Annotated in this window: 16 protein-coding genes; 4 read left to right on the forward strand and 12 right to left on the reverse strand. The window is 31.0% G+C overall.

The genetic code is table 11. The annotated features are described in order from the left end of the window. Positions 1 to 42: 42 nt before the first annotated feature. From mreC to CLLT_RS07020, 8 genes are all read right to left on the reverse strand, one after another. Entirely contained in the window at positions 43 to 783 is a 741-nt protein-coding gene (mreC, locus tag CLLT_RS06985) for a rod shape-determining protein MreC (RefSeq protein ID WP_074692380.1), read from the reverse strand. Beyond that, complete coding sequence (locus CLLT_RS06990; protein WP_012662095.1) at positions 773 to 1,810, reverse strand: rod shape-determining protein; 1,038 nt, start codon at positions 1,808 to 1,810, stop codon at positions 773 to 775. Before CLLT_RS06990 ends, mreC begins: the two co-directional genes overlap by 11 nt. Then, complete coding sequence (clpX, locus tag CLLT_RS06995) at positions 1,807 to 3,042, reverse strand: ATP-dependent Clp protease ATP-binding subunit ClpX (RefSeq protein ID WP_012662096.1); 1,236 nt, start codon at positions 3,040 to 3,042, stop codon at positions 1,807 to 1,809. The genes CLLT_RS06990 and clpX overlap by 4 nt, the downstream gene beginning before the upstream one ends. Then, positions 3,035 to 3,826: an acyl-ACP--UDP-N-acetylglucosamine O-acyltransferase gene (gene lpxA, locus CLLT_RS07000; RefSeq protein ID WP_012662097.1), complete on the reverse strand. Its 792-nt coding sequence runs from the start codon at positions 3,824 to 3,826 to the stop codon at positions 3,035 to 3,037. Before lpxA ends, clpX begins: the two co-directional genes overlap by 8 nt. Then, positions 3,826 to 4,266 (reverse strand): 3-hydroxyacyl-ACP dehydratase FabZ, encoded by a 441-nt coding sequence (fabZ, locus tag CLLT_RS07005; protein ID WP_012662098.1) that lies wholly within the window; start codon positions 4,264 to 4,266, stop codon positions 3,826 to 3,828. Before fabZ ends, lpxA begins: the two co-directional genes overlap by 1 nt. A gap of 68 nt (positions 4,267 to 4,334) precedes the next feature. Continuing rightward, positions 4,335 to 5,408, reverse strand: a complete 1,074-nt coding sequence (locus tag CLLT_RS07010) for an epoxyqueuosine reductase QueH (RefSeq protein ID WP_074692378.1) — start codon at positions 5,406 to 5,408, stop codon at positions 4,335 to 4,337. Next, the gene (bcp, locus tag CLLT_RS07015) at positions 5,402 to 5,863 is read right to left on the reverse strand and encodes a thioredoxin-dependent thiol peroxidase (protein ID WP_012662100.1); all 462 of its coding nucleotides are present in this window, start codon (positions 5,861 to 5,863) and stop codon (positions 5,402 to 5,404) included. The genes CLLT_RS07010 and bcp overlap by 7 nt, the downstream gene beginning before the upstream one ends. Continuing rightward, positions 5,860 to 6,066 carry a tautomerase family protein gene (locus CLLT_RS07020; protein ID WP_012662101.1) on the reverse strand — a complete coding sequence of 69 codons (207 nt, stop codon included), beginning with the start codon at positions 6,064 to 6,066 and terminating at the stop codon, positions 5,860 to 5,862. The genes bcp and CLLT_RS07020 overlap by 4 nt, the downstream gene beginning before the upstream one ends. Positions 6,067 to 6,163: 97 nt before the next feature. On the opposite strand from CLLT_RS07020, the gene ilvE reads away from it, so the two are divergent. The 4 genes from ilvE to CLLT_RS07040 are packed head-to-tail and all read left to right on the forward strand — an operon-like array spanning position 6,164 to position 9,245. Then, a complete protein-coding gene (gene ilvE / locus CLLT_RS07025) occupies positions 6,164 to 7,078 on the forward strand; it encodes a branched-chain-amino-acid transaminase (protein ID WP_012662102.1) in 915 nt (304 codons plus the stop codon). 12 nt (positions 7,079 to 7,090) lie between these two features. Beyond that, on the forward strand, positions 7,091 to 8,161 hold the full coding sequence (locus CLLT_RS07030; protein ID WP_012662103.1) for a prohibitin family protein: 1,071 nt from the start codon (positions 7,091 to 7,093) through the stop codon (positions 8,159 to 8,161). Between the two features lie 17 nt (positions 8,162 to 8,178). Beyond that, the gene (locus CLLT_RS07035; protein ID WP_070255341.1) at positions 8,179 to 8,715 is read left to right on the forward strand and encodes a DUF2393 family protein; all 537 of its coding nucleotides are present in this window, start codon (positions 8,179 to 8,181) and stop codon (positions 8,713 to 8,715) included. Further along, entirely contained in the window at positions 8,715 to 9,245 is a 531-nt protein-coding gene (locus tag CLLT_RS07040) for a DUF2393 family protein (RefSeq protein ID WP_074692377.1), read from the forward strand. The genes CLLT_RS07035 and CLLT_RS07040 overlap by 1 nt, the downstream gene beginning before the upstream one ends. Positions 9,246 to 9,248: 3 nt before the next feature. On the opposite strand, the gene purF is transcribed toward CLLT_RS07040, so the two are convergent. The 4 genes from purF to trxB all read right to left on the reverse strand — a co-directional run bounded on the left by purF (position 9,249) and on the right by trxB (position 12,691). Then, positions 9,249 to 10,589 carry an amidophosphoribosyltransferase gene (gene purF / locus CLLT_RS07045; RefSeq protein ID WP_074692375.1) on the reverse strand — a complete coding sequence of 447 codons (1,341 nt, stop codon included), beginning with the start codon at positions 10,587 to 10,589 and terminating at the stop codon, positions 9,249 to 9,251. After that, entirely contained in the window at positions 10,590 to 11,318 is a 729-nt protein-coding gene (gene dapB, locus CLLT_RS07050) for a 4-hydroxy-tetrahydrodipicolinate reductase (protein WP_074692374.1), read from the reverse strand. 70 nt (positions 11,319 to 11,388) lie between these two features. Next, positions 11,389 to 11,688: a PepSY-like domain-containing protein gene (locus CLLT_RS07055; protein WP_074692371.1), complete on the reverse strand. Its 300-nt coding sequence runs from the start codon at positions 11,686 to 11,688 to the stop codon at positions 11,389 to 11,391. A 64-nt stretch (positions 11,689 to 11,752) separates the two neighbouring features. Further along, on the reverse strand, positions 11,753 to 12,691 hold the full coding sequence (gene trxB / locus CLLT_RS07060) for a thioredoxin-disulfide reductase (RefSeq protein WP_041570404.1): 939 nt from the start codon (positions 12,689 to 12,691) through the stop codon (positions 11,753 to 11,755). Positions 12,692 to 12,734 lie beyond the last annotated feature (43 nt).

The following is a 12,734-nucleotide window of genomic DNA, read 5'->3' on the forward strand; positions in this document are numbered from 1 at the left end:
TATAAGTTTTTTAGAAGTTGAAATTATACAAATAAGTAAAAATTAGTTTTCTACCATATAAAAATAACTTGGTACTTTCATTTTTACATATGGCTTAACATAAGCATTTTGATAAGCACCTTCTTCTTCTATTTTAAAAATTTCTCCCACTGGAATTCCTGAAAAGAAAATCTCATCCAAGCCACTTGTATAAACCTTATCACCCATTTTAAGCTCAATCCATTTAGGGATATACTTAACTAAAATATAATCATTTCTTCCATGAGCTATACCTGGTGCTTGATTTTTACCTATATAAACAGAAAAAATGCATTCTTCATCACCTTGCAAAAGACCCAAAGCTCTACCATTTTTTTCTATGACTATGCCTGCTGTATAACCATTATAAATCAAACCTTTGATTTTTCCTTTATAATCAACATCAAGCCAAACCTTGTGATAATCGCTAATTTGAGCATAAGAAGTTGCCTTAACTAAACTCACATTAGGATAATAAAAACTTGAGTTTTTATCGCTTAAAATATTATTTAATTCATTAGCAAAGTTTCTCATGTAGATATTATTTTTTTCAAGCTCAGCATTTCTTTCTCTTAAAGTTCTAATTTCTTCAGCTTGATTAAAATGTTCGTTGAATTTGTTTTTTAAAAGATCAATACTTTGAGAAAATTGATTAACAATAGCAATATTTAAATCTAAAACATTTCGTTTTATTATATCTCCATAATAAAACGAAATAAATACTAAAAAAGATAATATTAAAACGCTAAGAATTTTACTCTTCATTCGTTAGCTGGTGTAATAATGAAATTTCTTCTAAAGCTTTACCTGTACCTTTTGCAACAGCCAAAAGTGGCTCATCAGCTACATATACTGGAAGTTTTACAATTTCAGATAAATATTTATCAAGCCCGCGTATTAAAGCTCCACCACCTGTTAAAACAACACCATTTTCAACGATATCTGCAGCAAGATCAGGTGGCATCATCTCAAGAACTATTTTTAAAGCATCAGCTATTTCTTTTAAATGCTCACGCATAGCTTCTCTTACATCTTCACTTGTTAGTTCTATTCTATTTAACAAGCCTGTTACTTGATCACGCCCCTTAACCACCATAGAAAGTTCTTTTGGAAGTTGGACTGCTGATCCTATAGCGATTTTAATTTCCTCGCCAGTTCTTTCACCTATAACAAGATTGTATTTTTCTTTCACATAATTTACTATACTTGTATCAAGTTTATCACCTGCTGTACGGATTGATTTTGAAATCACAAGCCCACCTAGTGAAGTAACTCCAATTTCAGTAGTTCCCCCACCTATATCAACTACTAAGCTTCCTTGAGGTTCTCTAATTGGTAAATTTGCACCAATTGCTGCTGCCATTGGCTCTTCTATCAAAAATACTTCCCTTGCGCCTGCGCTTAATGCACTTTCTCTAACTGCTTTTCTTTCAACTTGGGTTAAGCCATAAGGGACTGAAATTATTATTCTAGGTCTTAAAAATGATTTTCTTCTATGGGTTTTTTCTATAAAATAACGTATCATTTTTTCAGTCATATCAAAATCAGCTATAACTCCATCTTTCATAGGGCGTATTGCTTCGATATTTCCTGGGGTTTTACCAACCATTTCCTTAGCTTCTTTTCCAACTGCTAAAATTTTAACTCTACCATATCTTTCACGCTCAACAGCAACAACAGAAGGCTCATCAATAACTATACCTTTGTCTTTAACTAAAACTAAAGTATTAGCAGTTCCTAGGTCAATCCCCATATCACTTGAAAAAAATCCAATTATTTGATCTAAAATCATTCTTTTCCCTTAACTTTTTTATTTTTGATAAACAAAGGTTTTGCACCCTCTTTAATAACTTCTTTTGTTATAACTATACTATAACCGTTATATTCAGGTAAATCAAACATTAAATCCACCATCATTTCTTCTATTATACTTCTTAAGCCTCTTGCTCCAGTTTTTCTCTCTAGCGATAATTTTGCTATTTCCCTTAAGGCATCATCTTCAAATTTTAATTCTACATTATCTATAGCAAATAATTTTTGATATTGCTTAATAATGGCATTTTTTGGTTCTGTTAAAATACGCACCATACTTTCTTCATCAAGCTCTTCTAAAGAAGCTAAAACATGTAATCTTCCTATAAGCTCAGGAATAAGTCCAAAATGAACTAAATCATCAGGCTCTAACTTTTGCAACAAAGCCTCTTTTTCACTTTTTTTATCATCACTAAAAAAGCCCATGACATTATCACCTAGCTTTCTTTTGATGATATCGCTTATTCCATCAAAAGCACCACCGCAAACAAATAAAATATTAGTAGTATCTATTTGTATAAAGTCTTGATTTGGATGCTTTCTACCACCTTTTGGTGGGATATTTACTAAAGATCCTTCGATAATTTTAAGTAAAGCTTGCTGAACTCCCTCACCACTTACATCTCTTGTGATGGAGCGATTTTCGCCCATTCTTGCGATTTTATCTATCTCATCTATAAAAATTATACCTTTTTGCGCTCTTTGTACATCTCCATCTGCAGCTTGCAAAAGACGGGTTAAAATATTTTCAACATCTTCACCTACATATCCAGCTTCTGTTAAAGAAGTTGCATCACAAATTGCAATTGGCACATCTAAAAATCTCGCTAAAGTTTGAGCAAGTAAAGTCTTACCACTTCCTGTTGGGCCAACTAATAAAATATTTGATTTTGCTAATTCTGTATCATCATCTTCTAAATTTGATCTAAAAAGTCTTTTGTAATGATTATAAACGCCCACGCTAAATATTTTTTTAGCTCTATCTTGACCTATTACATATTTATCTAAATACGCTTTTAATTCTTTTGGAGTGATATCTTTAAAATTTTCATGATCAATTTCTTGATGTTTTAATTCTTTTTCTTCACCAAAAAATATATTACACGCACTTTCTGCACAATATTCACATATAAAGGCATTGTTGTAATCATTTACCAAAATTCTTCTATCGCTTGTTTCTATTTCATTACAAAAACTACATCTTTTAACCATGATTTTTTTCCTTATAAATAGGAATTCCTCTTTTTGTTTCTAATATAAAATTACACATTTTTTTGACATTTTCACTAGAAGTACTTTCTAATAAATTTAAAGCATTATCTTTTAAATTTCCTTGTTTAAATAAAATTTTAAAAGTCTTGCTTAAAATGTCTATTTCTTCTTTATCAAACCGTCTTCTAAGCCCAACTAAATTTAAACTTCTAATACTAGCGCGGTTTCCCTCAGCTAAACAAAATGGCACTATATCTTGGGATAAAGCCGAAGCTCCAGCTATCATACAGCCCTCACCCACTTTAACAAATTGATGAATAGGCGTAAGCCCGCCAACAACGGTATAATCACCAAGTTCTACATGTCCTGCTAAAGTAGCATTATTTGCTAATATTATATTATTTCCTAAAATACAATCATGAGCAATATGAGAATAAGCCATTATAAAAGCATTATCGCCTATTCTAGTATAGCCATCACCCTTTGCTGTGCCTGAATTTATAGTTACAAATTCTCTTATAGTTGCATTTTTTCCTATTATTACACCTGAGTTTATTTCATCTTTATATGATATATCTTGAGGTATATCTCCAACTATAGCATAAGAAAAAATTTTAGAATCATCGCCTATTTTAACATTTGGTAAGATTCTTGCGCCTTGTTTTATTACAACATTATTTCCAATTTTTGCATTAGCTCCTACAAAAGAATAAGCTTCTATGATTACTTCATCACCTATTATAGCCCCATCTTCTACTACAGCACTTGGATGAATTTTACTCATTATTTATCCACTATCATAGCTTTAAGTTCAGCTTCTGCAACTAATTGTCCATCAACAAAAGCTTTACCTTCAAATATCCACAAATTCCCACGATTTTTTACAACACTCATTTCATAATCAAGCCTATCACCAGGACGCACTGGATTTCTAAATTTAGCATTATCAATCCCTGTAAAATATACCACTTTAGAGCTTGGATCAACTTTATCATCCATACTTTCAAAAGCTAAAACTCCACCAGTTTGAGCCATACCTTCTAAAATTAAAACACCTGGATAAATTGGATGATCAGGAAAATGCCCCATAAAAACATGATCACTAATACTTATATTTTTATAGCCTTTAACTATTTGTTTTGTCTTTAATTCTACGATTTTATCTACAAGTAAAAATGGATACCTATGTGGTAAAATTTTTTGAATTTGCATCACATCAATCATAAATTTAGCCTTAAAATATATTCAAAATTCAGATTTTACAAAAAAAATATTAATAAATTAATTAAGTTTTATAACTTCACAATCTTTTCTTTGCTATCAAAATAAATTTCACTTTTTGCCATAAATTCATAAGCACCTTTAATAATATTTTCTACAATAATCACCGGTGAAAGATCATAAGCGCCAAAATGCTTTTGCCTTATTTTGATTTCTTGCTCTATTTTCAAAGGATTTTGCAAAAAATCTTCAAAATTTTTAAATCGCATTTTACATAAGCTATTAAAATACTCAAAACTCCATAAATTTATCTCATCTTTCACGCTTTCATAATGAGATAAATTCTCTTCATTTATACTAAATTTAGTATAAGCATTTTTAAAATGAGAATAAAATAAAATATAAGCTTTTATGGGCTTTTTATCTTGTTTTATTAAAGCACTTAACAAACGATAGTTTAAAAATTTTTCTCTTTGAATTTTAAATTTAACTTCTTTTTTTTCTAAATTTTTAACTCTTTCATAAAATGTGATTTTTTCTTCTATGCTTGCTGGGAGTATTTGTTTATTAATAGGACTCATCAACTCATCTATAAAGGCTTTTTGACCTTTTTGTTTAGAAAGTGCATAAATACATCCACAATAATTTTGATGATAAAGCATACTTTCTTTTGCCAAAGCAAATTGTCTTTGCGTGCCGCCATTTTTTCTAAAATCAGGAGCTAAAAATTCTATATCAAATTTATCGCATTCTTTTTGTAAGGCATTTTTTAATTGTTCTAGATCTTTTTTAGGAGAAGTTAAAAGCGTGGTTGTTAATTTTTTTTCGCCTATTTTTTTAGCAAATTCCACACTTTTTTGCATTCTAAAATCAAAACAAATTTGACATCTTGCGCCTTTTTCAGGCTCATTTTCATATCCACGCACCGAATTTAGCCATTTTTCATATTCGTATTCACCCTTATAAAGCTTAATACCTAATTTATCACAACTTCGCTTAACATCTAAAAATCTAAGCTCATGCTCGCTATAAGGATGAATATTTGGATCATAAAAATATCCAATAATTTTTTCATCAGGGTAAGCTTTGGCTAATTCTTGTATAAAATAATGACTATCAACACTACAACAAATATGAACTAACATAATTCTTGCAACACCTTAAAAGCATGATCTTTTGTTTTTACATTTTTATAAATTTTTTCTATTTTGCCATTTTCATCTATTACAAAAGTAGATCTTATCAAACCCTCATATTCTTTACCATAATTTTTCTTTAAACCCCATGCTCCATAAAGCTTGCAAATTTCTTTATTTTCATCACTTAATAAAATATGCTTTAAATTATGTTTTTGTATAAAATTTACATGAGATTTAACACTATCTGGACTAATTCCTATAATGACTGCATTCTTATTTAAAAAATCATCATAAAATTTAGTAAAATCACAAGCTTCTAAAGTACAACCTGGAGTATTATCCTTTGGATAAAAATATAAAATAATTTTTTTTCCAAAAAAATCTTTTAATGAAATTTTAACATCATCTTGATTTAAAAGTTCAAAAATAGGAGCTTCATCGCCAATTTGCAATTCTTTCATTTATTACCTTTCATTCTTAATTTTTCTACACTTTCACCACCAAAAGCAATATTATATGGCTCAATATCTTCTAACATGATCACTATATTTTGCTTTGGTTTATTATATTTTGTATACAAAAGCTCTGTAATATCTGCTACTAGCTCTTCTTTTTGTGCTTTGCTAAATTCTGGTTTAGCGAGTTTGATATTAATAATAGGCATTGTTTTTCCTTGCTTTAAATAAAGAATTTTACTATATTCTAGCAATTATTAGTATATTTTTGATAAAATTAGTTTTATTTTCGATAAAGGCTTAGTTATGATTAGGGCAAAAAAAATTTGGATGGATGGAAAAATCATTGATTTTGATGATGCAAAAATCCATGTTTTAACACATTCATTACATTATGCAAATGCGGTTTTTGAAGGAACGAGAGCTTATAAAACACAAAATGGTTTAGCAATTTTTAGATTAAAAGAACATACCAAAAGACTTTTAGAGTCTGCAAAAATCACTTTAATCAACTCGCCTTTTTCTCAAGAAGAACTTGAAAACGCACAAGTTGAGCTTTTAAGGGCAAATGATTTTCAAAATAACACTTATTTGCGCCCATTGATCTTTTTAGGTGATGGAACTATGGGAGTTTATCATGCTAAAGCTCCTGTTAGAGTAGCTATTGCTGCTTGGGAATGGGGTGCTTATTTGGGCGAAGAAGGCTTGGAAAAAGGTATTAAGGTTAAAATTTCTTCTTTTGCTAGAAACAGCGTAAAATCTAGCCTAGGTAAAGCCAAAGCAAGTGCAAATTACTTGAATTCTCAAATGGCTAAATATGAAGCTATAGAAGCAGGATATGAAGAAGCTTTAATGCTAGATGAGGAAGGTTTTGTAGCAGAAGGAACAGGTGAGTGCTTTTTTATGGTTAAAGATGGGAAATTAATCACTCCACCAAATGATTTTTCATTAAAAAGTATCACTCAAGATACTGTTTTAAAAATTGCACATGATTTGGGTATAAGCGTAGTGCGCCAAAGAATTTCAAGAGATGAAGTTTATGTGGCCGATGAAGCATTTTTCACAGGAACTGCAGCAGAAATAACCCCAATAAATAATATTGATGCAAGAATTATAGGAAATGGAAAAAGAGGTGAGCTAACGACAAAGCTTCAAAATGCGTATTTTGATATAGTTTATGGACGCAATGAAAAATACGCTTCTATGCTAACTTATATTTAACAAAGGAACTAAATGCCAGCTGATTTGAATGATTATTTTAATAAAAAAAACAATCAAAACAACAATAAGCAAAATTTAAATTTCAAAGCTCCAGAATTTAATTTCAAAGGTTTTGGAAAATTTTCTCCATTAATTTATAGTGCAATTGCAATTATTTTAGTTTTTGCACTTTTTAAACCTTTTGCAATAGTTAATTCAGGGGAAATGGGGATCAAGTCTACCACGGGTAAATACAGCCCTACTCCGCTTGAACCAGGACTTCATTTTTTTATGCCAATTTTACAAAAAATCACCATTGTAGATACTAGAGTAAGACAAATTAATTATGCTTCCATTGAAGGTGTAAATGAAAATTTACAAATAGGCTCAGGTGTGGTTAATAAAAACAGTATCTCTGTGCTTGATTCAAGAGGTTTGCCTGTATCTATTGATGTAACCGTTCAATATAGACTAAATCCTTTACAAGTGCCACAAACCATTGCTACTTGGGGGCTTAATTGGGAAAATAAAATCATTGATCCAGTGGTAAGAGATGTAGTAAGAAATGTAGTAGGTCAATACACAGCAGAAGAGCTTCCAACAAATCGTAATACTATAGCAGTGCAAATTGATCAAGGCATTAGAAAAACCATAGAAAGCCAACCAAATGAACCAGCAGAATTGCAAGCAGTTCAACTTAGAGAGATCATTTTACCTATAAAAGTAAAAGAGCAAATTGAAAGAGTTCAGATTGCTAAACAAGAGGCTGAAAGAACCAAATACGAAGTAGAAAGAGCTAATCAAGAAGCACTTAAAAAAGCAGCTTTAGCTGAAGGGGAAGCAAATGCAACTATAATAAGCGCAAAAGGTAGGGCAAGTGCAGTTAAAATAGAAGCTGATGCACAAGCGTATTCAAATAGAGAGATAGCAAAAAGTTTAAATAATCCTTTGCTTGATTTAAAACAAATCGAAACTCAAAAGCAGTTTAACGAAGCACTTAAGGTTAACAAAGATGCCAAAATTTTCTTAACACCTGGTGGAGCTGTGCCAAATATTTGGGTTGATAGCAAAGATAGTAAAAGAACAAGCTCGGTAGCAAATTAAAAACTAAAGAAGTGATAATGAATGCCCAACACATTCGAGAGCAAATGATTTTTTATACTACTCATTTGCACTTAGTAGATTTTTTATTAATGGCCTTGGTTGTATTTTTTTTCGTTATCACTTTATTTTTAGCTTTAATCATCAGAAACAAGCCTGCTTTTGCTTTTATGGTTATTTTTTTAGGAATTTTATGCTCAGCAGGCATTGCTTATTTAGGATATTTTTTAATTGATACTAAGGTTAGATCAAGAATAACCAGCTTAGATAATGCTCAATTTTTTGTATATGATAACTCACTCAGTGTTGATTATAGTCTGACAAATACTTCTAAAAAAAGTTTTAGATACTGCAAACTAAAAGTAGAAGTCTTTAAGAAAAGTGATGATAATAGTACTTTTAAAAATTTAATACATACCATAAAACCTCTAAGAAGTAAATCAACCATGATAGAAAAAACAATAAATCCACAACAAACTATTAATTTAAAAACCAAATTTTCCGATTTTAAAGAAGGTCAAAATTTTGACATTGAAATTAGTTCAAAGTGTTTTTAATGGGATATTTTACAATTTTTCATATTTTAATCATTGTTATTATGTTAGCTTCTACAGGTTTAACTTGGGTTTTGCTTTACTTAAAAGTTCAAAATAAAAAATATATGATTATTTTTTGCGCAGTGAGTTTCATACTGGCATTAATTTTAACTATTTCATTACTATTAACTATAGATCAATACACCAAAAAAGCAAGTTTGAGTAATTTTTCAACCTACAGACGCTTAGCAACAGAAAGTATTATTGTGAAAGGTAGAGTAACTAATGATACTAATTTTAAAATTTCTGAATGCTTTTTAGAGCTTAGGATAATTGATGATAATAAAAAACATGAGGTAAGCGGTGAAATCTTTAATCAACAAAATTTTGATAGTATAAAAAGAGCAAATCAAGAACAAAGAGATGTATCTTATAATATAAACATTGTTAAGTATCTTCCAGGCAATACATACAAAGACTTTTCATTTGAAGTGGCATTGCCACCCCAATTTCAAAGCTATAAAGTATTTAAACAGCTAAAATGTCGATAAGGATTATTGAATAAAATAATCCCCATCAAAACTGATCAATGAATACTTTCTTTCATTACCTATACTTGAAACCAACTCATTGATATCTAAGAAAGTTAAACTATCTGCACCTGTATACTCTCTAACTTCTTCAACATTTTTATTAGCAGAGATTAACTCTTCAAATGTTGGAGTGTCAATACCATAAATATCAGGAAATTTAATTTCTGGACATGCTATAGCCAAATGGATTTTTCTTGCGCCTGCTTGTTTTAAAAGTGCAATAATTTTTTTAGAAGTTGTTCCTCTTACCACACTATCATCAATCACCACTATATCTTTACCCTCTAAGACTTTTTTCATAGGATTGAGTTTTAATTTTACTTTCAAATTTCTCATTTCTTGAGTTGGTTCTATAAAGGTTCTGCCTACATAGTGATTTCTAACTATTGCCATTTCAAGTGGGATTTTTAAATATTGCGCAAAACCTATAGCAGCACTTACGCCACTATCTGGAACTGGCACTACAAAATCCACTTTTTCTTTAAATTTTTTAGCCAAGGCTTCACCCATTTTTTTACGCACTTCATATACGCTTTTACCCTCTATAATACTATCAGGTCTAGCAAAATAAATATACTCAAATGCACAAATTCTTGGATCTGTCTTATCAAATACTTGAATGCTTTCAAACTCATCACTACCTTGAGTAAAAATTAACATCTCGCCTGGTTTTACATCGCGGATAAATTCAGCTTCTATCAAATCAAAAGCACAAGTTTCACTCGCTACAATATATCCACCATCTTTTAATTTTCCTAAAGATAAAGGTCTAACCCCATAAGGATCTCTCACGACAAAAAGTTGATTTTTGCTAGCAAGCATAAAGCAATACGCTCCCTTGCTTTGAGTCAAGCTTTCTATAAATCTATCTTTCAAAGTTTCTTTTTTGCTTTTTGCTATTAAATGCACCACATTTTCTGTATCCATATTAGAATGAAAAATAGCCCCGTTGTTAATCAGTTCTTTTCTAACTTCTTCTTTATTAATCAAATTTCCATTATGTACTAAAGAAATATCACCCAAAGAACAAGTAGCTGCAACAGGTTGAGCATCATGCAAAGAAGAATTTCCAGCCGTAGAATAACGATTATGCCCAATAGCAATGCTACCTTTGAGCTCTGCTAAAATTTGCGTATTAAAAATTTGCCCAACCTCGCCTTTAGCTTTATGTGTTTGAATATTTAAACCATCACTTACACTAATCCCGCTTGCCTCTTGCCCACGATGTTGCATCGCAAATAAAGCATAGTAAGCCACCGTACTTGCATTTTTTGAATTAATTACTCCAACTACTGCACACATTTAAATTCCTAAACAATCATCTATATCATACAAGCCATTTTCTTGAGAAACTAACCATTTTGCACATTTTATTGCACCTTTTGCGAAAGTAGCTCGTGATGTTGCGGTATGATTTAATTCTATAAATTCGCCTTCATTATAAAAACCAACCCTATGCGAGCCAACTATATCGCCACCTCTTAAACTCATTACTGCTATCTCATCTTTACTTCTTTGTCCGATGATTCCATCTCTCCCGCTCACTCTGACCTTTTCTAAGTCTAAATTTCTAGCCTTTGCAACACTTTGTGCTAAAGTCATAGCAGTACCACTAGGAGCGTCTTTTTTCTTATTATGATGCATTTCTAGTATTTCTATATCAAAATCCCTTAAGGCTTCGCTTGCCAAATAAGAAAGTTTTTTTAAAATTGCAACACCTAAAGACATGTTGGTAGCATAAAGAATAGGCATAGTAATACTTGCACTTTGCATTAACTCATTTTGCTTAGTATCCAAACCTGTAGTACCTATTACCAAAGGCTTGGGATTACTTCTTGCATATAAAAGCAAATCCTCACAACCTTTTGGGGTAGAAAAGTCAATTATCACATCACATTTTGCGAAAAAATCCTCATAACTGGAGCCTTGATCAAACAAGGCACTTGACTTTGCAAACTCATCGCCTTCTAAACAAAGCCTTATTTGTGTACCCATACGCCCACTACTTCCATGAATTCCGATATTTATCATTTAAAATCTACCTTTTTAGAATTTGGAAAATTGTAGCGTTTATTTATTTAAAAGCAAATAACACTTTTGATTAATCATCCCATTTTTGACCTAGAAAATTTCCATTCCTATCAAAAAACATTTCCATATTATTACTAAGTTTGATTTCATATCCAAAATCTTCCCAATCTACATCAACGATAAACGCACCTGGAAAAGAACTTTGAATTTTATCCATGATAGGTTTAGATAGACCATAATAATTTTGCGCATAAGGATTATGTTGAGGCATATGAAGCATATTTTGTTGATATGAATTAGTATTTTGTTGTGTAATATTTGCACTAGCCATTAGCGCTAAAGTTGTACTTAGAATTAGTATTTTTTTCATTTTAGATTCTCCTTGATTTTTTATAGGAGAATCTTAATTAATTTTTGTGAAATTTATGTGAAGATTAATGCAAATTTTCAATATATGCTAAAGCACTAAGCGCTGCGACTGCTCCATCGCCTGCTGCACATATTACTTGTTTTGGAGCATCTTTTCTTAAATCACCTGCTGCAAATAATCCTGCTATATTAGTTTGCATTTTAAGATCAACACTCACTTGACCACCTTCTTCCATAGCACATAAAAACTCACCATTTTCTTGTTTTAAGATTTCATTTCTTACATTTAATCCAACAAAGGTAAAGATTCCAGGCACATCAAGCTCTCTTTTAGAGCCATCATTAAATGCTATTTTTACCTTATTAACACCCATATTATCACCACAAACCTCATCAACCACCGCATTTGTGATTAATTCTATTTTATCGTTATTTCTTACTTTTTCTACCGTTGAAGGTGCTGCTCTAAACTCATCTCTTCTGTGAATTAAATATACTTTTGAGCAAATATTAGCTAGATACAATGCCTCTTCTAAGGCTGTATCTCCCCCACCTAAAACAGCTACTTCTTTATTTTTATAAAAAAATCCATCGCAAGTTGCACAAGTACTTACACCTTTACCAAAAAATTCATCCTCGCCTTTAAAACCAGCACGACGCGGAGTAGAACCTGTACAAACAATAACAGCCTTTGCTTGTTCGACTTTACCATTTTCTAATTTGATATTAAAACTACCATCAGTATTTTTGCTAATTTGTTCTACACCTATCATTTCATGTTTTAAACCAAAACGCATACATTGTTCATTCCATGGAGCCATAAAAGAAATTCCATCTAAAACTTGTGCAACTCCAGGATAATTTTCAATTTCTGAACTTGAAGTTATTTGTCCACCTGGTGTACCTTTTTCAAACATTACAACATTTTTTAATCCACCTCTAGTAGCATATAATCCTGCACTTAAACCAGCAGGGCCACCGCCTATAATAGCTAAATCTAACATCATTATTTTCCTTGTGATTTATTTTAGAGATATTATACAAATT

Source organism: Campylobacter lari subsp. lari, from assembly GCF_013372185.1.
Classification (GTDB): Bacteria; Campylobacterota; Campylobacteria; order Campylobacterales; family Campylobacteraceae; genus Campylobacter_D; species Campylobacter_D lari.